This window comes from Actinosynnema sp. NPDC091369, from assembly GCF_044757065.1.
Taxonomy (GTDB): Bacteria; Actinomycetota; Actinomycetes; order Mycobacteriales; family Pseudonocardiaceae; genus Actinosynnema.
This window is the reverse complement of record NZ_JBIVUG010000004.1, coordinates 656,742-679,693: the sequence shown is the minus strand read 5'-3', so window position 1 is coordinate 679,693 and position 22,952 is coordinate 656,742. Positions and strand designations below refer to the sequence as shown.

Here is a 22,952-nt window from a genome sequence, read left to right as displayed (position 1 = left end):
GGCAACGAGGTGCACGGACGCGGGAACTCCGGCGCTCGGGTCGAGCGCCGGAGGAAGAGCGACGTGGCGATCACTCGCCGGGGACCAAGGACGCGCTACTTCCACGCGGTGCAGTGATCCAGTCCTTCCCAACTGCTGTGCCCGCACGCCCGGGTCGACTTGCCCGCCTTGCTCATCGTCGCGGTGGACGCGGAACACGCGTCCCCGCTGCTCACGGACGCGGTGCGCGTCCTGGCACCGGTGCTGTTGTTGACGCCCTCGTGCCAGGCGGTCAGGGAGTAGTAGCAATCCGGCTGGTTGATGTCGGTCACCCTGGTCCAGGTCGTCCCGCACGACGCCGAGTAGCGGAGGTCGACGAGGAACTCCCTGGCCCCCGCCCCGAGCAAGACGATGTTGGCCAGCGAGACCGACCCGCTCGTGCAGTTCGCGGAGATCGGGTCCTGTCCCTCGCAGGTCTCCCCGTAGCAGGTCGGGGAAGCGGAACGGGATGGTGCTCCGGACGTTTGGGCGGAGACGGGCGCGCTCGCCCCGACCACGGCGGCCAGCGCGGCGATCGCCACCCCGGCGGTGGTGAAGAGCCTGCGTTGCATGAAGTCCTCCAGAGTTGTTTCGATGACCGGGACTGTGTGCCGCCGAACGTGTGAAAGGGCTGCGTCTTCCCGAAATCCGCAGGTCGGAGTGGTATTCACGATGCCCTGGGGAGGGAATGTGGATATCGGTTTGCTGGGGGAGGTGGCCGTCTCGGTGGACGGCCACGCGCTCGACGTGGGGCCGGACCGGCAGCGGTGCGTGCTGGCGGCGCTGGCGGTGGACGTCGGCCGGGTCGTGTCGGTCGACCGGCTGATCGAACGGGTCTGGGGCGAGTCGCCGCCGTCGCGCGCGCGGGCCACGCTGCTGAGCTACCTGTCCCGGCTGCGGCGGGTGCTCGTCGCGGTGCACCGACGGCCGGGCGGCTACGTGCTGGAGGTGGACCCGTCGTCGGTCGACCTCCACCGGTTCCGCGCGCTGCGGGAACGGGCCCGCGCCGGTGACGACGCCGCGGCCGCGGGGCTGCTGGGGGAGGCGCTGGCGCTGTGGCGCGGCGAGGCGTTGACCGGACTGCGCGGCGACTGGGCGGCGGCCGAGCGCGGTCGGCTCGACCAGGAGCGCCTCGACGCCGAGCGCGACCTGGTCGACGTCCGGTTGAGGCTCGGCCACGGCGAAGGACTGGTGTCGCTCCTGGCGACCCGCGCCGACGAGTGGCCGCTGGACGAACGGGTGGCCGGCCAGTACATGCTGGCGCTGCACCGCGCCGGCCGCACCGCCGACGCGCTCGCGCACTACCGGCAGGTCCGCGACCGCCTGGTCGCCGAACTCGGCGCGGATCCCGGCGCCGCCCTCCAAGACCTGCACCGGCAGGTCCTGGCCGCCGACCCGGCGCTCACCGCGCGGACCGGTGGGCCGGCGGTGACACCGCGCCAGCTACCCGCCTCGCCCGCGTCCTTCATCGGCCGACGGGACGGACTGGACCGCCTCGACGCGGCGGTCGGCGGAGCGGCCGTCGCGGGGCAACCGGACGGTCGGCGGCACCCCGCCACCGCGGACACGGCGGGCACCGTGGCGATCACGGCCATCGCCGGGCCGGGCGGCATCGGCAAGACCTGGCTGGCCCTGCACTGGGCCCACCGGCACGCCGAGCGGTTCCCCGACGGGCAGCTGTTCGTCGACCTGCGCGGCTTCAGCCCGGACTCGGCGCCGATGGCGCCCGAGGTGGCGATCCGGGGGTTCCTCGACGCCCTGGGCGTGGAGCCCGCCCGCGTCCCCGTCGCACCCCACGCCCAAGCCGCTCTGTTCCGCAGCCTGGTCGCCGACAAGCGGATGCTCCTGGTGCTGGACAACGCCGCCGACACCGCGCAGGTCACCCCGCTGCTGCCGGGCGGTGAGTGCACGGTGGTGGTGACCAGCCGCACGCAGCTGCCCGGCCTGATCACCACGCACGGCGCCCACCACGTGCAGCTCGACGTGCTGACCGATGTCGAAGCCCACGCCCTGCTCGCCGACCGGCTCGGCCACGACCGCGTCACCGCGGAGCCCGCGGCCGTGGAAGGGCTGATCAGGTCCTGCGGCGGCTTCCCGCTGGCGTTGAGCATCGTCGCGGGCCATGCCGCCACCCGACCGCGGCTCCCCCTGGCCGCCCTCGTCGCGGAGCTGCGCGACCTCGGCCTCGACGCGCTGGACGACGTCGACCCCGCCGCGAGCCTGCCCGCGGTCCTGTCGTGGTCGTACCGCGCGCTCAGCCCCGAGCAGGCCACCGTGTTCGGGTTGCTCGGCATCGCGCCCGGCCCGGACATCAGCCTGCCCGCCGCCGTGAGCCTGACCGGCAGGCCCCGTGCGGTGCTGCGGGAACTGGAACGCGCCTCCCTGATCACCCAGGACACCGCGGACCGGTGGCGCATGCACGACCTCATCCGCGCCTACGCCGCCACGACCGTCGAAGGTCGGGCCGACGAGGCGCTGACCCGGGTGCTGGACTTCTACCTGCACACCGCCCACGCCGCCGAACGCCTCCAGGCGCCCCACTTCCAGCCGCTCGACCTGGACCCGCCGGCGCCGGGCGTCCGGCCGCACCCGCTGGCCGACGAGGGGGCCGCCGTCGCGTGGCTGGACGCCGAACACGCGAACCTGCTGGCCTCCCAACAGGCCGCTGCCGCCGCCCACCGGTACGACACCGTGTGGCGGCTGGCCTGGACCCTGACCAACTACCACCAGCGGCGCGGACGCGCCCACGACCAGCTGACCGTCTGGCGGGCCGCGCTCCGGGCGGCCGACCACCTGGCCGACCCCACCACCCGCATGGTCGCGCACCGGCGCGTCGGCCGTGCCCACACCCGGCTCGGACGGCACGAGGAAGCCACCGAACACCTGCGCCACGCCCTCAGCCTGGCCGAGCGGCACGGCGACCCCGAGCAGCAGGGCCACACCCACCACGAACTCACCTGGGCCTTCATCCAGCGCGGTGACGAGCGGCAGGCCCTGACGCACGCCGAACGGGCGCTGGTGCTCTACCGCACCTTCGACCAACCGGTGTGGGAAGCCCTGGCGCTCAACCTGGTGGGCTGGTGCGCCGCCCGCCTGGGCGACTACGACACCGCCCGCGCCCGCTGCCAGGCCGCCCTGGCCCTGTACCGGGACCACGACAGCCCCAACGGCGAGGCGGACGTGCTGGACAGCCTGGGCTACATCGACCACCACACCGGCGACCACCGGCGGGCCGTCGACCACTACCGGCGGGCACTGGCCCTGCGCAACGCCACGGGCAACACGGCCTCGGCCGCCGACACCCTCGACCACGTCGGCCACCCGCACGTCGCCCTCGGCCGGACCGACCAGGCGCGTGCCGCGTGGTACGAGGCGCTCGAGCTGTACCGGCAGCAGGGACGCGACACCGACGCGCAGCGGGTGCAGGAGCAGCTCGACGCCCTGGGTTCCCGCGCGGACCTGCGGATCGGGTGATCCCAGGAGGATCCGCGGGAACGCTCGCGGCGGCGAGCGGCAATCAGTTCCGTGCGAACCGACAGCGTCCCAGTGACGCGCAGGAGGAGTCCCCCGGTGGAGCGGCTGGACGGACCGGAAGTGCTGGCCGCCTGGTACGACGCCCACGCCCGCCCGCTGCACCACTACCTGGCCCGGCGGGCCGGGACGGCGGTGGCCGACGACCTCGTGGCCGACGTGTTCCTGGTCGCCTGGGAGCAGCGGGCGGGGTTCGACCCGACCCGCGCCGGGCCCAAGGCGTGGCTGTACGGGATAGCCACCAACCTGCTGCGGCGGCACCACCGCTCCGAGGAGACCCGGCTGCGGGCCTGGGCGCGGGACGGTGGCCGCCGGTCCACTCAGGACGCAGTCGACCACCGGGTCGCGGAGAGCGTGGACGCGGACGTGCGCGCCCGGCGGATGGCCGAGGCCATCGCGGGGCTGCGCGCCGAGGAGCGCGACGTGCTGCTGCTCGTGGCGTGGGGCGGGCTGACCGCGGTGGAGATCGCGGAGGTGCTCGGGATCAAGGAGCAGACGGTGCGGACGCGCCTGCACAGGGCCAGGACGAAGCTGCGGACCGAGGAGGCGCGCGATGCGTGAGGACGAGATGGACCACGTCGTGCGGGACGTGCGCGGCGACACGGCTCCGATGACCGACGAGAGCTTCGCCGCCAACCGGGAGAAGGTGCTGGCGCTCGCCGCGGCCGGACGGCCGGCGGGCAGGCCGGCGCGGCGCTGGTGGGGTGTCGCCGCGGGTGTCGCCGCGCTGGCCGCGGGCGGGGTGCTGGCGCAGGTGGCGCTGGGTGGCCCGACGCCCGCGACGGCCGAGGCGGCTCAGGCGTTGACCAGGGCGGCGGACGCGATCACGACGACGGACCCGGTGCTGGGCCCCGGCCAGTACCGGTACGCGATCAGCCGCGGCCGGTCCGCGGTGCAGGCCCAGCAGGGCGGGCAGGACTTCCGGTGGCTGGGCGAGGAGGTCCTGGAGGTGTGGCTGCCCGCGGTCGAGGGCGAGGAGTACCTCGTCCGTCCCCGGGACACCGGTCGGCGGGACTGGCTTGTCGGCACCGAGGAGCAGGCCCGGAACGCCGGGGTGGACCTGCGGCCCGCGTCGCAGGACGAGGTCCGCGGCCGGTGTGACCGGCAGTGCCAGGAGGACCCGGGGGCGTGGCAGCAGCCCAACGCCCGGTTCATGGCCGGCCTGCCCCGCGCGCCGGAGGCGCTGCTGGAGCGCCTGCTCGCGGACGGTCGGGGGCGCGGGTCCAGCGACCACCAGGAGGCACTGGTCCTCGCCTCCGACCTGCTGCGCAGCGGCAAGGTGCCCGCCGAGCTGCGGGCCGCGCTGTTCCGGGCGCTGGCGCTGCTGCCCGGTCTGGAGGTGGTCGACCAGTCGGCCAACCTCGACGGCAGGCGGGGCGTCGCGCTGGCCGTGACCGACGGCGACGACCGCCAGGAGGTCATCGTCGACCCGGCCACCGGCGAGTTCATCGGCGACCGCCGCGTGCTGACCGAGTCGGACGGGTCCCTGCCGGCCGGGACGGTCGTGGAGTCCGCTTCGGTGACGACGGCCGTGGTCGACGGGATCGGCGTCCGCCCCTGAAGTCCGGACCGCCTGAAGGCCGGACCGTCCGCGATCCGGTGGGACGCCGAGGAGGTGCGGCCGGTGGCCGCACCCCCTCGGTAACACTCGCTGTGGGTCTCGGCGTGCGCGCTGAGGTTGTGCCTGCGCCGGTCTGGTTGGACCGCGTCACGCGCGCCCCGCCCGCCGTCGCGGCAGGGATCGGTCCCCGGACGGGATCACCTTGACGGTGCCGGTGCAACCAGGTGCTCCAGCACGGTGACCGCCGCGCCCGTGCCGTCCTCGGCCGCCACGCGGTCGCCCAGGGCACGAGCCGGTCGGGCGCGGGACAGGGCGGCGCGCAAGGCGTCGGCGAGGACGTCGGCCGTCACGCGGTCCCGGGCCGGGGTGGCGGCGCCGACCCCCAGCTCGGTGACGCGGCGGCCCCAGAAGAACTGGTCGGCGAAGAACGGCACGACCACCGACGGGATGCCGGCCAGCACCGCCGCGGCCGTGGTGCCCGCGCCGCCGTGGTGGACGGCCGCCGCGCAGCGCGGGAACAGCGCGCGGTGCGGGACGTCGTCGACGACCAGCACGTCGTCGCTCGTGTCGGCTTGGTGCAAACCGCTCCAGCCCGACAGCAGCACGGCTCGTCTGCCGACCCGGCGGGCGGCGGTGAGCAGCAAGTCGGTAGCGGCGGACGGGTCTCGGTCGGGCATGCTGCCGAAGCCCAGGTACACCGGGGGTTCGCCGGCGTCGAGGAAGTCGGTCAGGGCGGGCGGCAGAGCGGTGTCGGTATCGGTGAACCAGTAACCGGTGACGTGGTCGGTCGGCGTCCAGTCCCGCGGCGGTGGGACCACGGCGGGGCTGAAGCCGTACAGGCGGGGCGCTCGGCGGTGCGGCGGCGGGGTGCGGCGAGGCAGCGGCGGGAGGCCGAGGCCGGCGCGCTGGTCGTTCAGCAGGGGGCGGAAAGCGCGCCACAGCAGAGCTTCGGAGAACCGCCAGGTGGCGTGGTTGAGGACGGCGGGCACCGGCTTGGGCAGGGCCGTCATCGGGAACGCCCTGGTCGGCGTGTTCGGGGACAGGTGGGCGGCCACGACGGGCACGTCCAGGTACTCGGCCACGGTCGGCCCGAACGCCACCAGCGTGGAGTAGACGACGACGTCGGCGTCCCGACACGCCTCGACCGCCGCCGTCAGCGACCTACGCAGCTCCGGGCCGACCACCTCGCGCAGCCGCCGGACCAGCGCGACCGGGTTCCGCGCGGCCAGCAGCGCCTGCCCCTCGGGTCCGGCCAGCGTGGCCTTGGGGTCGCCGGGCAGCTCGGCGAAGTCGAGCCCGGCGGCACGCACGACAAGCTCGAACTCGCGGTGCGTCACCAACCGCACCCCGTGCCCAACCGCGCGCAACCGCCTACCCAGGGCAAGGAACGGCTCGACGTCCCCTCTGGAACCGGCGGTCAGCACAGACACCCGCATCCGCGCCCCCTTCCACTCCACGACAAGACCGCAAAGGTAGCGCCGGGGGTCGACCAGCCCGCGAGGTTCCCACACGAGCAGACGTCCCACTGTGCATCGACCGGCGTCACCCGCCCCGGCGCCGGCAGCTCCGCCACGGCCACAGACCCTGGTGGCCACAACCGGGGCGGTGAGGATCGCCATGACGACTTTCGAGAGGGACAGGTGGTGGTGAGCGGGATCAGGGGGTGAATCAGGCAGGTTCAGGGAGAACCCTGATGGCACGGTGCACGGCTGAAGGCACGCTGGAGGCATCAACGATCGTCCGCTGTCGAGGAGAGCCATGAGCGAGTTCAAGCCTGAGTCCACCCGTGCCGCTGTCGACGCCGTGGTCCACACCGTTCGCGGACTGGTCAGCGAGGGCATCAACCGTCGTGTGGTCGTGCGTGACAGCAAGGACGACGTGGTGCTGGAGGTTCCGGTGGCGCTCGGGCTGGTCGCGGCGGTGGCCGCTCCGGTGGTCACGGCGATCGGTGCCGGTGTGGCGCTGGCGGGCAAGTGCGAGATCAAGCTCGAGAACCGTCGTCAGCCCGGCAGCCACCCCGTGACGCGGGTCGACACCGAGCAGGTGTAGCCGGTAGCCGCCGGTCGACTCGGACGGACACGGATCCGGTTCGACTGCCGGGCCGTGAGGTTCACGTGCGGGGGAGGGGGGTTCGCAGGCCGGTGACCACCATGTGGATCAGCAGGTCGTAGGTCTCGTCCAGTTTTTCGGGTCGTTGGAACGCGTTCTCCGCTTCCAGCACAGCGAAGCCGTGCATGGCCGCGCGCAGGCAGCGGGTCGCGTGGATGGCTTCGGCGTCTTGCATGCCGTAGGCGCGCAGGGCGGCCAGCATGATGTCGACCAGCCTCCCGCCGGCCTCTGCCACGATCGGCTCGGGTGCCTGGACGAGCGCGGAGTAGCGGTGCGGGTGCTCCCTGACGTACCCGCGCCAAGTGGTCATGAGCGCGCGGATCGCCTCGTCTGCGGATCGGCCGAGCACCGCCTTGCCGATCCGCTCGGCCAGCTCGTCCATGATCCGCACCGACATGAGCGCGCGCAGCTCGGCCAGGTTGCGCACGTGCTTGTAGAGCGACGGTGTGGCCACGCCCGCGCGGGAGGCCACCGCCGTCAAGGTCAGCGCGGCGGAACCCTCTTCGTCGACCAGGCGCAGCGCGATGTCGACCACCGCGTCCGCGGACAGCGCCGCCCTAGCCACGGGTGCCCGCCGCGAGGAAGGTCAGCACCGCCGCGGCCACCTCGGCCGGGAACTGCACGTGCGGGTAGTGGCCGGCCCCTTCGACCACCTCGACCCGACCCAGCCCCGGCGGCATGGCCGCCACGATGGCCTCGCCCTCGGCGCGGGCATCGGTCCAGTCGGGGTCCAGCGCGCCCTCGACGACCAGCGCGGGGCACCGGATGTCGCCGAGCCGGGCGCCCGCGTCGGTGGGCGCGGACATGCCCATGCGGCCCACCGCCGCCATCCGCCCGGGCCTGCGCAGGTCCGCGTCGAGCGCGGCGACGTGCTCGGCGAAGCCCGCCGGCTTGGCGCCGGGGTAGGCGTGGTCGAGGTAGCGCTTCCACAGCCCGACGCTGCGGAACACCCCCGCGCCCATGAGCAGCGCCATGCCCTTGCGGTAGCGGGGGTTGGAGAGCAGGCCGCCGAAGTCGACCTTCTGCGCGCGGGTGAACGGGCTGATCTGCACGATGGCGCTGACCGACTCGGGCTCCCGGGCGGCCGCGATGGTGACGGAGCCGCCGGTGAACGAGTGGCCCACGAGCACGGCAGGGCCGCCCAGGTGTCGGACCACCGCGAGCAGGTCGGCCGCCGAGTCGGTGCGGGTGTAGGAGGTCCAACCGGCGCTGGACTCGCCGTGGCCGCGCTGGTCCACGCTGGCGACGCGGTACCCGGCGCCGGCCAGCCGGACGGCCACCTCGCGGTAGGCGGCGCGGTTGTCGCCCATGCCGTGGGCCAGCACGATCAGCGGCCCTTCGCCGATCACGTCGTAGGCGAGCCTGCCGCCGTCGTGCTCCAGGAACTCCGTCATGTCCATCGCCTCCGGGCTAATGTGTGTAGCCCAAAAGCTAATGCCATTAGCTGTGGTTGTCAACCGACGGGTGACCGCGGCGGCGCTGATCCGGGGGCGGACACGACATCACCCGTTCGGGCGAGTCGTTGTCCCGGGCTTGTCCTCCCCGCTGTCCCCGGTTCTGTCCCGGGGTGCACCGCATCCTGTTCCCGGCCGGTCATCCGCCGGCCGCTACAGGAGAGGAGGACCAGGGATGAACCCGTTCAGGTCCCACGTCCCACCGCAGGACGAGGTGCAGCTGCCGCGTCCGTGCTTGCCCTTCCCCGCCCTGTTCCGCCTCGACCGGCAGGGAAGGGGGTGAGGACATGATCATCACGTTCACCGCGGTCACGGTCGACCGCATCCCGTGCGACCCGAAGACGACGTGCGAGTCGTAATACGATGTGGAAAGGAGAAGTGTGATGCACCGCCCACGTATCAAGTACGAGCACCTGCCCGTCCGCCACGGCGACGACCTGGTGCAGATCGGTGGCTCCCTGCCGGGAATCGCCGCGACGATCCCGGACCCGGACGGCACGGTGTGGACGCTGCTCACACTCCTCGACGGGACGCGCGCGGTGGACCAGGTGGTCGCCGACCTGGTCCACCGCCACCCCGACGAGCCGCCCGACACGGTCCGCACCGCGATCGACGCGTTGGCCGCCGCGGGCTACCTGGAGGACGCCGACGAACCCACACCGGAGGCGCTCTCCGAAGCACAGCGGGAGCGGTTCGCGCGTGGTCGGGCGTTGTGGCGGTGGATGGACACCGCCCCGCGCACCACCGGTTGGCACGCGCAGCTGGCGCTGCGGCAGGCACGGGTCACGGTCGTCGGTGTCGGTGGGGTCGGCAGCACCGCGGCCCTCGCGCTGGTCCAGTCGGGGGTGGGGCGGTTGCACCTGGTCGAACCGGACCTGGTGGAGCTGTCCAACCTCAACCGGCAGGTCCTCTACACCGAGCACGACCTCGGCCGCCCCAAGGTCGACGTCGCGGTTGAGCTGTTGCGCCGGCACAACAGCGAGGTCGAGGTCACCGGCGAGCGGACCACCGTCGACGGCGTGAGGGTGCTGCGGCGGTTGGCGGCGGGCTGCGACGTGCTGCTGATGGCCGCCGACACCCCGCACGAGATCCGGTCGTGGACCAACCGGGCATGCCTCGACACCGGCACCGCGTGGGTCCACGGCGGCTACCACGGTCCACGGGCGGGCGTCGGGTTGTTCGTGCCCGGCAACGGACCCTGCTACGACTGCGCGCGCACCGCCGCCGCACGGGAACAACTCGCAGCACCGCCGTCGACCCCGTGGCCGGACCCGGGCGGGACGACCGGCACCCACGCCGTCAACGCCGTGTCAGCCGGGATCGCGGGACACCTGGCCGGGCACGCGGTGATGAGCCTGATCACCGGGATCCCCCGGCTGCCGGCCAACCGCCAGGTCGGGTACAACCTCATCACGCTGCAGCACAGCACGTTCTACGAATCGTCGGAACCGGAACCGGACTGCCCCGCCTGCGGGCGGTCCGCCGACTGACCGGGCTCGTCGGCGCGTGCCGGGGTTAGGTCCTCGGCACGTCGCCGGACCTGATCGGCGCGCGGGTCGTCCAGGTCCGCCAGGATCGCGGCGGCCCGCCGCAGGTCGTGCGCGGCCCGGTCGTCCCGGCCGGTGGCGACCAGCGAGACGGCCATCGCCTCCAGCGCCGCGGCCAGGTGCGATTCCGCGCCGCTGTGCCGCGCGTAGACGTCCACGACCTTCTCCCACAACCCGATGGCGGTGTCGTGCTCGCCCAACCCCTGCCGCGCGAGCGCCAAGTCGTCCTCGGCGTAGGCGGTGATCAACGGGTTGCCGGTGCGGCTGCGCAACTCCCACGCCCGTTGCGCGTAGTCCAACGCCTCGTCGAACCGCCCCCGCTTCGCGTTCACCAGGCACAGGTTGCCCAATGTGATGGCTTCGGCCCCGGAGTCGCCCTCCTGCCTGGTCGCCTCCCACACCGCCAGGTGGTACTCCGCCGCTTCGTCGTAACGCTCCTGTGCCTCGCGCAGGCTCGCCAGGCCCGCCAACGCCCGCCGTCGCAGCACCTGATCGCCGGACCGCGCCGCCGACTCCGCCACGCCCTGGAAGTCGGCCTCCGCCGCCGCCTGGTCACCCGCACTCCGGTGGCTGTGCCCACGCAGGACCCTGAGGAACGCCTCGGCCTCCCGGACCCCCGACACCCGAGCCGCCTCGATCCCGCGCGACTTCGCCTCCAACTCCTCCGGCCACCAGGACCGCGGCCCCAACCCCAGGTGACGCGATGACAACGCCAACGCGATCGCCACCGCGTACACGCCGCGGTCCAGAGCAATGCGCTGCACCGCGGACAACACCGCCCGTTCCGAGCGCAACCACCCCAACGCCTCCTCCCGGTCGCGCACCGGCGCCTGCACGACGGGAAGGTCCACGGGTATTCGGGCCGACACCGGGTACACGAGACGATCCGCGGAGTCCGCCACCGCGGCGTACCAACCCAGCAGGCGTGCCTCCGCCTCCTCCAGCGCCGGCGGTGTCTCGTCCAGGTCGGCGCGGTACGCGGCGTAGTCGTGCAACAGGTCGTGCATCCGATACCGCCGACGGGCCACCGGTTCGACCAGGTGCTGCTCCGCCAACTCCTCCAGGACGTGCGTCGTGGAACGCGTGTCGAGCGCGGCCAGGGCGGCGACGGCAGCCGCTCCGAACTCCGGCACCGGGTGCAACCCCAGCAACCTGAACACCCGCGCGTGCACCGGGTCGAGCCGGGCGTAGGACCAGTCGAACACCGCCCGCACCCCGCCCAACCCGCGCCACGGCCCGTCCATCCCGATCAGGCCCCGCTGTTCCTCCCGGATCTCCTCCACCACGTCGGCCACCGACAGGAACGGACGCGACGCCACCCGCGTCGCCGCCACCCGCACCGCCAACGGCAACCGCGCGCACACGTCCACGAGTTCTTCCACCGCGTCGGGCTCCGCGGCGGTCCGGACATCACCCACGACCCCCTTCACCAGGCGCACGGCGTCCACCGCGTCGAACACGTCCACCGCGACGCGCCGGACCGCCTCCGACACCAGCAACTCCGACAGCGCGCCCCGACTGGTCACCAACGCCAGCGACCCCGCCGCACCGGGCAACAGCGGGCGCACCTGCTCGGCGGACCCGGCGTTGTCCAACACCACCAGCGCCCGTCGGGCCGTCACCAACGACCGGAACAACGCGCCCTGCGCCTCCACGCCTTCGGGAATCCGCCGCTCCGCGACACCGAGCGCGGTGAGGAAGTCCGTCAGCACGACTCGCGGGGGCAGCGGACTGCTCGGACCGTATCCGCGCAGGTTCACGAACAACGTGCCACCCGGGAAGCGGTCCTGGACGCGGTGCGCCCACCACACCGCCAACGTCGACTTCCCCGCTCCCGCCGATCCGTCCAACGCCACGACCATCGCCCCGCCACCGGCATCCCGCTCAGATTCCGCCAGCAGAGCGTCGAGAGCGGTGACCTGGGCGCCACGCCCGCAGAAATCGGGGACTGCGGCCGGCAGTTGTCGCGGCACCACCACGGCTTCCGGAGCGGACAGCAGCACCTGATCGATCCGGCCCGCCTGCACCACCACACCCTGGACCGTGCCGCCTATGTCATTGCTGACATCACCATCGGCCATGGGTTCTGAGTATGGCCGCACTTCCGTGAAGCGGCGCCCGCTAAACCGGTACATCACCCAGACAGTTAGAGCTCGCCCTTGTGGGGCGAGCCTGGCGGTGTTCGGACGGCGGTCACGTGTCAGAAGAAGGCCGTGCCGGCAAGGGCCAACAAGCCGATCGCGACAACGGCGGACACAAGCAGGAGGACGCGGGCCGCGAGGCGGCCGCGTCCGGTCGACGAGGTCATGGGGTGGTTCCTGTCAGCAGCCAGTGGATGGGAGCGGCCGGGTCGTCGTGGAGGTCGGGGGAGGTGGTGAGGTAGGTGACCACGAAGTAGTGGACCTGGGGGAAGTGGTGTTCCGCGGAGTGGACGAGGTCGGCGTGGCCGTGGGCGATGAGCCACGTGCGGACCGCATCGGGGCGGTCCGGGGGATGGGTGGCGTAGGGGTGGATGGACCCGGGAAGGGTGTCGCCCTTGGTCACGACGACGGCGATGCGGCGCGGTGTGGTGGTGTGGTGCTCGGTGAGGGTCTCCGTGAGCAGGTCGAGGACGGTCTTGGGGTCGGTGCCGGACGAGCGGGAGGCGGCGAGGACGTCGGGGTCGGCGCGGGCGCGGACGGCGGGGAGGGCGAGCGGGTCGACGACGAGGACCACGCCGTCGCTGAGGGCGAGGAACGCGGAGTCGGCGATGCGGTCGGCCTCCTGCACGATCTCGCCTGCCGCGTCGTACAGGTGCAGGAGCCGGTTGCGCACTTGCAGGGTGTGCGAGACCGGCTGGCTCACCGGCGTGCGCGGCGGGAACACGCCGTCGGCGAGGAGGGCGCCGGTTTCGGCCAGCCTGCTGTCGGTGAACGGGTCCGCGGGGACGGCGTCGTGCCCCGACCTCATGCGGGCGACCGCGGTGTGCAGGAACACCGACTTGCCGGCGCCGGTGCCGCCGACCACCGGGACGTGGCGCGTGGGCATCGTCTGGGTCGCGGAGGGCAGGGAGGCGTCGCAGCCGCCGCAGCGCGGGGAGAGACCGCGTTTGCCGGTGAGCAGGAGTGTGGGCAGGTTCCGGCCGCAGCGGCAGGTGCGGAGGAACACGCCCTGCGGGCCCGGGATGAGCGCGTGGTGCTCGCGACCGCAGGGGCAGACGAACACCGGGCGGGCGAGCCGGGCGTGGCAGCGCGGGCACTCCGTCGTGATTCCCCTCAACGTCAGGGAAAGCACTTCGAAGACCCACAACGCGCCGGCGAGGAGTCGGAAACCCGCCACCGCAGCCATCAGGAACACCAGCTGCACCAACCAGGTGGTGGTCAGCAGCACGAGCGCGGTGGTGTAGCCGATGGCGAGCCCAGTGCGCGCGGCGACCGCGAGGAACGGCACCGCGGGCGAGCGCGTGATGACCTGGGACTCGCGGATGGGGCGCACCCGGCGCAGCCCGTTGCCCGCGAAGCTCTCGTCGAGCTGGGTCGACATGCGCTGGTGCAGCGCCACGAAGCAGGCGGCGCCGAGGCGCCGGTGGTCGCGCAGGGCCGGGCCGGACAGGTACCGCCGGTCGGCGGGATCGGGCAACGCGTCCAGCGCCAGGTGCTCGGTGCTCGCCCGAACGGCGAGGCAGTCGAGCGCTTCCCGGACGACGGCGACCACCGCCAACGTCAGGCCGAGCGCGACCGCGGCGGCGAGGACCGGCCCGGTGACCACCAGCACGACCGCGCCCAGCACCAGGTAGAGGAACAGCTGGGCGATCACGGCAGCGTCCTCTTCCAGCCCCGGACGACCGGCAGCGCGCCGAACTCCGCGAGCAGCCACAGCAGCGGATCCTCCACCCGGTAGGGCACCGGGTCCCGCCTGCCGTCCGCTCGGTCGCCGAGCGCTGTCGCGGCGAAGCAGCGGTGGCGGCGGAAGGCGGTGTCGACACCGCGGAGGAGGTCCGCCTTGTCCCAGCGGTCGAGCCAGGCGGTGGTCTCGTGGTGGACGTCCACACCGTCGGACGCCGCGTAGCCGCCGGCCCGTGGCGCGGGTCGCAGCAGCGGCGACCAGGGGTCGACCACGTCCCACACAGTGTCCAATTTGGTCAGCACCACCGCCAGGGGAACGCTGATCAGGTTGTCGGGGCGCAGGCCGCGCGCCGCGCGCACGCCTTCGGCGAGGCGGGTGATCCCCGCGTCGCCGGGCGCGGCCCCGGGTTCGACGGCCAGGACGAGACCGTCGGCGTGCGCCAGGCTCTCCGGGGTCCCGTCGGCGTCGTCGTAGAACGCGATCACCACGGGCCGCCCCCGCGGCCGGACGCGCAGGCTGACCAGCAGCGGCTCGGGGTCGGTGGTGCGGTGCAGGACGGTTTCGGCGACCAGCACCCGGTCTTGCGCGTGCCGCAGCCTGCTCTTCTCACCGAGCACGTCGAGGGACATGCCGGGGAAGCGGTCGTCCAGGTGTCCTTTCGCGACACGCCGGATGACCGACGCCAACCAGGTGCTCTTGCCGGACCCCGGCGCCCCGACCACGGCGACCACCTTCGGACGGCCCTCGACGTACTCGCGCGGCACGGCCTGCCCGCACGCCGGGCAGATCCGGCGGGCCATCGGGGCACGCCCGTGCGGGCACTTGCCTTTGCGCGCGGCGGAGACGGGGAAGTCGGTCGCGGCCTCGCCGCAGCGCGAGGCGCACTGCCTCAGGTACGCCTTGCCCGGCGTCCGGGTGTGGCAGTAGGGGCAGGCCGGGACGCGCCGGGTCGGGACGTTCCAGGTCGCAGCACGCACAGCGGTCTCCTCTCGGGTCAGGGCACGACCAGGAGGTGCGGGGCGGGGTGGGCGAGCGCGACGGTCTCGTCCAGGGAGAACGCGCGCAGGAACACCGGCCGCCGCAGGTGGCGCGGCACCCGGAGCCGCACGGGCTCGGCCGGGCCGTGGGCGGGCAGCCGCAGGACCTCGACGCCGTCCTCGGGCGCCAGCGGGCGCGACCCGGACTTGGCGACGACCGTGATGTCGGGGACGGGCTCCGGACCGTGCACGGTGACCAGCAGTTCGCCCCGGCGCCACCAAGCCCCGCGCCGGACGCTGTAGCGCACCTCGCGCAGCCGGGTCGAGCACACCGTGACCATCGGCCCGAACCGGCCGGAGTCCACGACCGACACGCCGAACCAGTGCTCGCCGGGCAGGGTCGCGGTGATCCGCGCGCCGCGGCCCGCGTACGCGGCCCTGCCGATCTCGAACGCGGTGGCCTGCGGGTCGAGCGGCCCGGTGGGCGGCCCGTCCACCCGCCAGACCACCCGCACGTCGGTGGCCCATACCGGCCACTGCCACGTCAGCACCACCTGCGGGCCGAACCGCCTGGCCCGCAGGCCGGCGACCGGCTCCAACGCGGGAGTCACCCGCGTCGCCGGGCCGATGGCCGCGAGCGGGCCGGACACCGTGACCGGCACGAGCACCCGCTGCCCCGCCAGGTCCGCCAGCGGGACCGACGCCCGGCCCGTGTCGCCGACAGCGACCACCCGGCCCGCGATTGCGGCGTCGGCGGCGCGGAGGACCTGCGGCGCGGGCGCGACCCCGTCGGGTGGGACGCGGACCACCAGCGGAGCGCCGCTCTGCCTGCTCCAGGTCAACTCGACGGTGTCGCCCGAGAGGACGGCCCGCAGGTCCTCGACCTGGCGCGGGCTCCCCGGGCACTCGCCGAGGACCGTCAAGCCCGGGCTGTCCTCGGGCTTGCCGGCCCGGCCCGGGTAGCGGGCGCGCACCAGGTAGCGGTACTCCACACCGGGCACCACCGCGGTGTCGTCGAACCCGGTCCCGTCGACCGCGGTGATCTCCGCGGTGTCGCCCGACGGCGCGGTCCTGGTCACCGACGCCCCGACCGCTCCGGGAGGCAACCGCCAGCGGCCGTGCACCGACAGCATCGTCGACTCGACCGCCAGGTCCAGCACCTCGGGCGCCAGCACGACCTCCGTGCTGTGCGCCATCCCGCCGGGGACGCCGTTCCGCAGGGTCTGCACCGCGTAGGACGTCGGCACGCCGTACGGCGGCACGTCCGACAGCACCAGGGCGTCGGTGTCGTGGGCGATCACCGTCCCGCCCCGGCTGACCCGGTAGGTCAGGCGACCCGCGGTCGACGTCGACTCCTGCCACGTGATGACGACGGCGTCGTGGTGCGCCCGCGCGGACACCTCGGCGGGCGCCTTCGCCGGGCAGCGGCGCAGGCCCGACCTGATCGCGGGGTCCGTCAGCTCCCGTTCCACCGCCAGGTAGCGGGCAGCCGCGTCCTCCGGTGCGGTGTCCTCCAGTTCGCGGGCAGCGGCGAGCTCGGCGGCCAACCGGTCCGCGGTCGCGGCCAGCGCGTCCCGCACGCGTTCCCAGTCGCCGGTCAGCCGCCTGCTCGTCAGCACCGCGAGCGCGGCGTGTAGCCTGCCGTCGGCGACGGCCTGCCGGTAGTCGGACTCCCAGTCGGATCGGTGCGTGCGTCGGCACCAGACGGCGTAGGCGAGCGTGTCGGGGTCGCGGGGGAGACCGCCGGCGACGCTCCGCCGCGGGTCGGCTGCCGCGAGGAAGCTGACCTCCTGGTAGCCCAGCAGCACGGCCACCGACAGCTCGGTGAGGAACTCGTGGCGCAGCAGCGGGCCCAGTCCCTCGGGCTCGTCCAGCGCTTGCTCGACGATCTTGAGCACGGTCAGCTCCGCCTCGACGCCCGCTCCTCGTCGGGTCCGCAGGTGTGCGCGCCTGCGCCGGAGTGCGTCCACGTGGACGTCCGGGCCGGCGGACGACAGGTTCCTGCCCAGGTACTCCCACAGGCTGGGGATCCCGAGGTCGGCCAGCGCGGCGGCGATCCGGCGCGACCGGGACGTGTCCGGCGTGATGTCGAGACTCGCGGGCTCGCGCTCGACCGCCCGGTGCTGTTCGAGCGCGGCCAGGACGTCCGGGCGGCTCCAGCGGCCCGCGGACTGCCGGACGAGGGCCGCGACGGCGGCGCCGGGCATGCCCGGCGCGGACCTCAGGAACTGGTCGACCACCTTGGCGAGGGCGGTGCGTTCCGCCGCCACGGCGGCCCGGTGCACCGAGCGCTCGCGGGGATCTCCCAGCACCCGCGCGGCGGTCGGGTGCCCGCGCCGCAGCCGCTCCACGGCGCGGGTGTGCTCACGCAGCTCGGGCACGCCCCACAGCGCGGGGATGGCGGTCAGCGCCGAGTCGACCTCGTCGGCGGTGCAGTCGACGGGCAGCCGGTACACCCGGAACAGGTTCCGGTGGGGCGACCACTCCGTCTCGACCGGCGTGATGACGTCGTCGAGGTAGGCGCGGATGTCGGCCTCGCGGAGTCCGGGGAGGTCCGTCTCGCCCATGTCACCGCCGCAGGCCGGGCAGGGGCGCGACGGTGTCGGTGTCGCGGCCGCGGACCTGGGTCTCGATCTCCAGCCGCGCGCCGTTGGCCGCGTGGGCGTCGATCCGCAGCACCCCGTCGGCGCCCAGGGAGAAGTCGAGCTCGACCGGGTCGCCGCGCCTGCCGTCCCGCGGCAGCCCTTCCATGATGCGCTCGTCGAGCCGGAGGTGGTCGGCCTCGTCGTCGGACAGCACGTCCGTCATGGACTCGTACACCGCGATCCGCATCGTGGTCTGCCGGTCGCCCACGGTGCACAAGGTGTGCCGCCCGCTGGTGGGCAGCGGGGTGTTCGGGACGATGATCCAGTGCACCGCGCTGCCGAGCGAGGGACGACCGGCGTCGCGCGTGATCAGCACGCCGTAACCCTTGGACGTCACGTCCACGACCTTGCGGGACTCGCCGGCGGCGACCCGGGCGGCGCCCTTGGCGACGACCAGCTCCGCGTCGGCCGCGAGCCGGGGCGCGGGCAGGTGCGGGAACGCCTCGTCGAGCCTCCTGGCCACGGCGGGCGTCCGCGACATCCCGCCGACCAGGAGGACGTCGTCGATCGTCGACACCCCGGCGGCGCGGGCCTGCTCGATGAGGTCGGCGGTGAAGTCGATGGTGCGGTCGAGCAGGTCGGACGTGGCGTTCTCGTAGTCGGTGCGGGAGATGACCATGCGGTGCACACGGCCTCCCGCGGTCCGCAGGGTCAGCATCTGCTCGGTGGAGGTCGACAGCGCGACCTTCACCGCCTGCGCCCGTCCGAGCAGACCGGCCATCAGCCGCGGGGACGTCCGGGGGTCCTCCTCGTCGGAGACGTCGCCCAGCTGGTCGAGGACGAGGTCGACGAGCACCCGGTCCCAGTCGGCGCCACCGAGGCGGGCGTCCCCGCCGGTCGCCACGACGCGGACCTCGTCGGGGAACATGAGCACGACGGTGACGTCGAAGGTGCCGCCGCCGAGGTCGTAGACGAGGACCGCCCGACCGCCGGGCGTCCCGCGCAGGCCGCTGGCCAGCGCCGCCGCGGTCGGCTCGTTGACCAGGTCGAGCACGTCCAGCCCGGCGATGCGGGCCGCCTCGCGGGTGCGCGCCCGCTCCGCGGTCCCGAAGTAGGCGGGAACCGTGACGACGGCGCCGGCGAGCGGACCGTCGGCGGGCACCGCCGTGCCGAGCGCCTCGAGCGCGTCCTCGACGACCTGCCGCAGGATGAGGGCCGAGATCTGCTCGGGCCGCAGGTGCCCGCCGGGGACCGCGACGGTGCAGTCACCGCCGATCTCCCGCTTGATCTCGGTGATCACCCGCCCCGGCTCGTGCGCGCGCTGGTCGAGCGCGAGGTCACCCACCGCCGCCGTGCCGTCCGCACCGAGGTACACCGCCGAGGGGGTGGTCGCGCCGCCCTCCCGGTTGGCCAGCACCCTGACCTCCCCGCTGCCGTCCACCACGCAGACGCACGTGGCGGTCGTGCCGAGGTCGATGCCCAGACGAGGGCGATCAGCGCCGTTCGTCATGCTCCTCCTCGTTCAGGTCGTAGACCTCGGTGAGCTGCGCCGGTTGTGGCCGCACGTCCTCCGTGTCCAGCACCCACACGGGAAGCTGCCCGTCGCGCCGCGAGACGCCGCGGACCCGCCTGGGGAGGTCGAGGACGCCGGGGTCGTTCGACGAGACGAGGACCTGGGGGACTTGGCGGCTCGCGTCGATCCTGGCCATCCGCTCCGCCGCGACCTGGTCACGGCCCAGGATGCGGACGTCCTCCTCGAGCTCCGCCGACCGCTTCAGCTTCTCCTGCTTGATGCTCTCCCGCTTCAGGTCCGTCTCCACCGCCGCGTTGATCAGCTGCTGGCCGAGCTGCCTGCTCTGCTGCCGCAGCTTCGCGAAGTGCCGGAACTCCTCGTTCATCTCGTCGGACTGGAACTTGATCGCGCCGATGGTGGTCAGCCGGGGGGAGACGTTCTGCTCCCGCAGCGCCTGCTCGACCAGGGTCTTCAGCTCGGCGCGGACCTGGTTCTGGTCGCTGATGAACTCCTCGATGAGGTGGCTGTTGGACACCTCGTTGAAGTAGCCCTTGACGACCACGCCGAGCAGGCGGGTGACCAGCCGCTGCACCGCGGCCGACTTGCGCACGCCCGCGGTGCCGTGCTCCTCGTCGTCCTCGCCGAACCGCTTGACCAGGTGTGGCGCGGTCTCCGGCGGGATGGCGAAGGTCTGGGTCAGCTCGACCGACACGTGGAACCCGTCCAAGGTCACCTCGATCAGGTCCAGCTCGGAGTCGTAGCGGTCGGCGCTGACGTCCTTGCGCCCCCAGGAGAGGATCAGCTCGCGCGAGGGGATCCGCACCACGCGGGCGAAGAACGGGTTGATCGCGTAGGTGGAGCCGCCCGGGAGCACCTCCGACTGCGGACCGAACTGCCCGCCGTTGGCCAGGAAGATCCAGGGGAACTGGAAGCTCTCGTGGCCCTCGATCTTCGGGGCGGGCTCGGCGGCGTTGACCGGGTGTTTCCCTTCGGTGACGATGACGACACCGGTCTCCTCGCTCTCCACCGACACCAGCCGCAGGTCCTCCGGCTCCAGGTAGTGGTGCGACAGCGGGACCGTCTCGAGGTCCAGGTGGTTCTCGGTGAGGACGTTGAACATGTCGGTGTTGATGGCGTAGTAGCCCCCACCGGGGAGCAGCGCCTGCTGCGGTCCCTGCTGCCCGCCGTCGTCGAGGAACTTCACCCCGTCCTGGAAGTAGTTGCACTCGACGTGCCGGGCGAGGGTGTGGCCGTACGGCATGATCTCGCCCACCTTGGCCACCACCACGCCGATGGTCCGCAACGGGACGTAGGTGCGTTTGACGATCTTCACCTCGAAGACGGTGGGGTGGATGGCGTACTGGCCGCCGCTGTGCAGGACCTCGATCTGCGGTCCCTGCTGCCCGTCCTTGTCGAGGAAGGTCTTGAAGTCCTGGAAGTCGTCGCACGGCACGTGCCGTGCGATGGGCTGTCCGTGATCGAGGGAACCGCCCATCTTGGCGTGCACGATCCCGATCGAGTCATTCGGAATGCTGATCATGTCCTGGACGTCCACCTGGAACAGCCAGCGCGGGCGGAAGTAGATGCGACCGCCGCGCAGCAGCCTGGTCTGCCGGTCCACCGCCCTGGCGAGCGAATCGGCGTGCCGGAACGAGCTGTACCTCCTGGTCACCACGGCGAACTGCCCCAGCGGAACGTTCACGATCGACCGCTTGACCTGCTGCACGACCAGCACGAGGAAGCCCAGCCCGGCCAGCACGATTAGTCCCGACACCACGAACCCGATGACGTCATCCACTGCGCCGCTCCTCGATGATCCGGTCGTGCACCGCGGTGACCGTCATGCTCCAGTTGTCGTACCAGCCGTATGACCGCTTGGGCGAGCGCAGCGTCGGGAAGAACCCCGGGACGTCCGCGCGGTCGGCCACCCACGTCTCGTAGTCGTCGGAGATGAAGCCGTCGCGGCTCCACCCGAAGGCACGGGCCAGGGTGAACATCCGGTTCCGCGAGTTCTCCGGCAGCAGCGCTCGCTGCGCGTGGAAACCGTGCCTGCCCCCGGTTTCCTCCTGCCACACCCGGGCGAACTCGCGCAGGAACGCGGTACCGACGTGACTGACGTGGGACCGGGTCATCCAGCCCTCGTCCGACCGCCCGGCTGCCGCCAGCAGCATGTCGGTGGTCAGCCGGTCGGCCGTGACGAGGTCCCCGGCCCGCAGCGCGGTGCGCACGGTCGCGATGAGCGCGGCCGTGCGGTCCACCGGGCTGGTGGCGTCGTGCGTCCGCGGCTCTGTGCGCACCAGGGCCCGCAGCTGCGCGAGATGGGCGGGACCGGGCAGTGCGCTCGCACGCGCGTCGAGGAAGTCGTCCGGCTGCCGCGGACCGGTCAGGACGATCCGCCGGACCGGGATGTTGAGCCATTCCGCAGCGAGTCGCATGTCGACGGTCTCCGGGAGGGGCCGGTCGGTGTCCAGGACCAGCAGCACGCCCGCGCCGTTGAGGGTGTCCGGAATGGTGGATATCCGCGCGGTGAAGCCGTTGTCCATCAACAGCTTCCGGAGCCGGACCGCGTAACCGTTGCGGGGTGTGCCGCAGACCACGACGGACGCGGACCCCGATTCCAGTTCGGCGGCCACCTCGTCGGCGTCCGGCCGGTCCCGTGCCCGCTTCGACAGCGCCAGTCCCACCATCTCGCGCACCTCGCCCGGCACCTCGCGCAGGTCCGGATCCGCGCCGAGGATGGCCGGGATCACCTCGCCCGCCGCGCCGTCACCGAACGGCCCGCGCCCGGTCGCGGCGTAGAAGACCACGCATCCCCACGCGAACATGTCGGACTTCACCGATGCGGCGCTGCCTCCCCGGACCAGTTCCGGGGCCTGGTAGGGCAGGGTTCCCATCACCTTCCCGGTGCTCGTCAGGCGACCGATGTCGGCGACGGTGGTCGCGATGCCGAAGTCGATCAGCACAGCGCGGTCCGGGCCGACCATCACGTTCGAGGGCTTGAGGTCCCGGTGGACCAGACCTTCCCGGTGGATGTCGCGCAGCGCCCGCGCGGTGTCGCGGGCGAGCGAGACGACGCGTTCGGATGGCAGCCCCCTGCCGGGCGCCGCCATCCGGTCCAGCGCCTGCCCCCGGACCACCTCCGTGGCCACGTAGAGCGGGTCGCCCACCACCTGCGAGTCGACCACCGTGGCGGTGTACTCCGAGCGCACCGCCAGCGCCGCCGCGATCTCCTGGGTGAACCGCCTGCGGTACACGGGATCCGCCGCGTGCGACGAGTGGATCACCTTCACGGCGACCTCTTCCCCGGACGATTCCGCCAGGTACACCGTGCCCATCCCGCCTGATCCCAGCCTGCCCAGCACCCGGTAGGGCCCCAGGCGTCTCGGATCACCGGGTCTCAATACGTCAACCTGCCCAATGACCATTCGTCACCTTCCGGCACACGAACGTCCCCCGACGCGTGCCACGCGCGGACCACGCTTGCCCGCCGTGCGTCGCAAAGACGATTCTAGCCCGGCTTACAACAAAATTGTCCGGCTATCACGCTTTTGCCCTATGGCAGTCGCTTCGTTGCGTTCCCCGGCGTCCGAAATTTCAAGATCGGGTGTCCAGTCCGGTGTCCTGACCGGGAACTGGCTGCCTTGCCGTAAAATTGCGGGTCCAGGTTCTCGAAAAAGTGATCTTGGAATAACGCGGGGCACCCCGGTGTCTTCGGTACTGATTTCGCCGGCCACGGGTCGGATGAGGATCCGCGACGACATCCACGAGGTATTCCTGAGGATTGCTCGGCACCATCCGCCGGTGCCGCCCGCGTGCCCTCCCGACGAGTCGG

At 72.9% G+C, this 22,952-nt stretch carries 16 protein-coding genes; 5 read left to right on the top strand and 11 right to left on the bottom strand.

The annotated features are described in order from the left end of the window. Positions 1-95: 95 nt before the first annotated feature. Positions 96-590, bottom strand: coding sequence for a DUF2690 domain-containing protein (locus tag ACIQMJ_RS19530; RefSeq protein WP_499762381.1), 495 nt, complete (start codon positions 588-590; stop codon positions 96-98). Positions 591-708: 118 nt separating this feature from the next. Here ACIQMJ_RS19530 and ACIQMJ_RS19525 point away from each other — a divergent pair, with 118 nt between their 5' ends. The 3 genes from ACIQMJ_RS19525 (at position 709) to ACIQMJ_RS19515 (ending at position 5,110) form a co-directional block, all read left to right on the top strand. Next, complete coding sequence (locus tag ACIQMJ_RS19525; protein WP_499762380.1) at positions 709-3,492, top strand: AfsR/SARP family transcriptional regulator; 2,784 nt, start codon at positions 709-711, stop codon at positions 3,490-3,492. Positions 3,493-3,588: 96 nt separating this feature from the next. Next, positions 3,589-4,110 carry an RNA polymerase sigma factor gene (locus tag ACIQMJ_RS19520; protein WP_499762379.1) on the top strand — a complete coding sequence of 174 codons (522 nt, stop codon included), beginning with the start codon at positions 3,589-3,591 and terminating at the stop codon, positions 4,108-4,110. Next, the gene (locus ACIQMJ_RS19515) at positions 4,103-5,110 is read left to right on the top strand and encodes a CU044_5270 family protein (RefSeq protein ID WP_499762378.1); all 1,008 of its coding nucleotides are present in this window, start codon (positions 4,103-4,105) and stop codon (positions 5,108-5,110) included. Before ACIQMJ_RS19520 ends, ACIQMJ_RS19515 begins: the two co-directional genes overlap by 8 nt. A 197-nt stretch (positions 5,111-5,307) precedes the next feature. On the opposite strand, the gene ACIQMJ_RS19510 is transcribed toward ACIQMJ_RS19515, so the two are convergent. Further along, complete coding sequence (locus tag ACIQMJ_RS19510) at positions 5,308-6,546, bottom strand: glycosyltransferase (RefSeq protein WP_499762377.1); 1,239 nt, start codon at positions 6,544-6,546, stop codon at positions 5,308-5,310. 322 nt (positions 6,547-6,868) lie between these two features. Between ACIQMJ_RS19510 and ACIQMJ_RS19505 the strand changes: the two genes are divergently transcribed. Beyond that, positions 6,869-7,159: a DUF4342 domain-containing protein gene (locus tag ACIQMJ_RS19505; RefSeq protein WP_499762376.1), complete on the top strand. Its 291-nt coding sequence runs from the start codon at positions 6,869-6,871 to the stop codon at positions 7,157-7,159. Positions 7,160-7,220: 61 nt separating this feature from the next. On the opposite strand, the gene ACIQMJ_RS19500 is transcribed toward ACIQMJ_RS19505, so the two are convergent. Both ACIQMJ_RS19500 and ACIQMJ_RS19495 read right to left on the bottom strand, forming a co-directional pair. Continuing rightward, positions 7,221-7,784 carry a TetR/AcrR family transcriptional regulator gene (locus ACIQMJ_RS19500; RefSeq protein WP_499762375.1) on the bottom strand — a complete coding sequence of 188 codons (564 nt, stop codon included), beginning with the start codon at positions 7,782-7,784 and terminating at the stop codon, positions 7,221-7,223. Then, positions 7,777-8,613, bottom strand: a complete 837-nt coding sequence (locus ACIQMJ_RS19495) for an alpha/beta fold hydrolase (protein WP_499762374.1) — start codon at positions 8,611-8,613, stop codon at positions 7,777-7,779. The genes ACIQMJ_RS19500 and ACIQMJ_RS19495 overlap by 8 nt, the downstream gene beginning before the upstream one ends. A gap of 443 nt (positions 8,614-9,056) precedes the next feature. On the opposite strand from ACIQMJ_RS19495, the gene ACIQMJ_RS19490 reads away from it, so the two are divergent. Continuing rightward, entirely contained in the window at positions 9,057-10,163 is a 1,107-nt protein-coding gene (locus tag ACIQMJ_RS19490; RefSeq protein WP_499762373.1) for a HesA/MoeB/ThiF family protein, read from the top strand. On the opposite strand, the gene ACIQMJ_RS19485 is transcribed toward ACIQMJ_RS19490, so the two are convergent. From ACIQMJ_RS19485 to ACIQMJ_RS19455, 7 genes are all read right to left on the bottom strand, one after another. Beyond that, positions 10,106-12,301, bottom strand: a complete 2,196-nt coding sequence (locus ACIQMJ_RS19485; RefSeq protein WP_499762372.1) for an ATP-binding protein — start codon at positions 12,299-12,301, stop codon at positions 10,106-10,108. The genes ACIQMJ_RS19490 and ACIQMJ_RS19485 overlap by 58 nt on opposite strands. A 223-nt stretch (positions 12,302-12,524) precedes the next feature. Further along, positions 12,525-14,015 carry a TRAFAC clade GTPase domain-containing protein gene (locus tag ACIQMJ_RS19480; protein ID WP_499762371.1) on the bottom strand — a complete coding sequence of 497 codons (1,491 nt, stop codon included), beginning with the start codon at positions 14,013-14,015 and terminating at the stop codon, positions 12,525-12,527. Continuing rightward, positions 14,012-15,022 carry a hypothetical protein gene (locus tag ACIQMJ_RS19475; protein ID WP_499762370.1) on the bottom strand — a complete coding sequence of 337 codons (1,011 nt, stop codon included), beginning with the start codon at positions 15,020-15,022 and terminating at the stop codon, positions 14,012-14,014. The genes ACIQMJ_RS19480 and ACIQMJ_RS19475 overlap by 4 nt, the downstream gene beginning before the upstream one ends. A gap of 17 nt (positions 15,023-15,039) precedes the next feature. Further along, complete coding sequence (locus ACIQMJ_RS19470; RefSeq protein ID WP_499762369.1) at positions 15,040-17,589, bottom strand: hypothetical protein; 2,550 nt, start codon at positions 17,587-17,589, stop codon at positions 15,040-15,042. A 1-nt stretch (position 17,590) separates the two neighbouring features. After that, complete coding sequence (locus ACIQMJ_RS19465; RefSeq protein ID WP_499762368.1) at positions 17,591-19,117, bottom strand: Hsp70 family protein; 1,527 nt, start codon at positions 19,115-19,117, stop codon at positions 17,591-17,593. Then, a complete protein-coding gene (locus tag ACIQMJ_RS19460) occupies positions 19,101-20,918 on the bottom strand; it encodes an SPFH domain-containing protein (RefSeq protein WP_499762367.1) in 1,818 nt (605 codons plus the stop codon). Before ACIQMJ_RS19460 ends, ACIQMJ_RS19465 begins: the two co-directional genes overlap by 17 nt. Then, complete coding sequence (locus ACIQMJ_RS19455) at positions 20,911-22,545, bottom strand: protein kinase domain-containing protein (protein ID WP_499762366.1); 1,635 nt, start codon at positions 22,543-22,545, stop codon at positions 20,911-20,913. The genes ACIQMJ_RS19460 and ACIQMJ_RS19455 overlap by 8 nt, the downstream gene beginning before the upstream one ends. Positions 22,546-22,952: the final 407 nt, after the last annotated feature.

Bases quoted from the DNA above. Each gene is read 5' to 3' on its own strand.
- ACIQMJ_RS19515 (WP_499762378.1), top strand. From the start codon at position 4,103: ATGCGTGAGGACGAGATGGACCACGTCGTGCGGGACGTGCGCGGCGAC.
- ACIQMJ_RS19465 (WP_499762368.1), bottom strand. From the start codon at position 19,117: ATGACGAACGGCGCTGATCGCCCTCGTCTGGGCATCGACCTCGGCACG.
- ACIQMJ_RS19495 (WP_499762374.1), bottom strand. From the start codon at position 8,613: ATGACGGAGTTCCTGGAGCACGACGGCGGCAGGCTCGCCTACGACGTG.
- ACIQMJ_RS19505 (WP_499762376.1), top strand. From the start codon at position 6,869: ATGAGCGAGTTCAAGCCTGAGTCCACCCGTGCCGCTGTCGACGCCGTG.
- ACIQMJ_RS19485 (WP_499762372.1), bottom strand. From the start codon at position 12,301: ATGGCCGATGGTGATGTCAGCAATGACATAGGCGGCACGGTCCAGGGT.
- ACIQMJ_RS19510 (WP_499762377.1), bottom strand. From the start codon at position 6,546: ATGCGGGTGTCTGTGCTGACCGCCGGTTCCAGAGGGGACGTCGAGCCG.
- ACIQMJ_RS19455 (WP_499762366.1), bottom strand. From the start codon at position 22,545: ATGGTCATTGGGCAGGTTGACGTATTGAGACCCGGTGATCCGAGACGC.
- ACIQMJ_RS19470 (WP_499762369.1), bottom strand. From the start codon at position 17,589: ATGGGCGAGACGGACCTCCCCGGACTCCGCGAGGCCGACATCCGCGCC.
- ACIQMJ_RS19490 (WP_499762373.1), top strand. From the start codon at position 9,057: ATGCACCGCCCACGTATCAAGTACGAGCACCTGCCCGTCCGCCACGGC.
- ACIQMJ_RS19530 (WP_499762381.1), bottom strand. From the start codon at position 590: ATGCAACGCAGGCTCTTCACCACCGCCGGGGTGGCGATCGCCGCGCTG.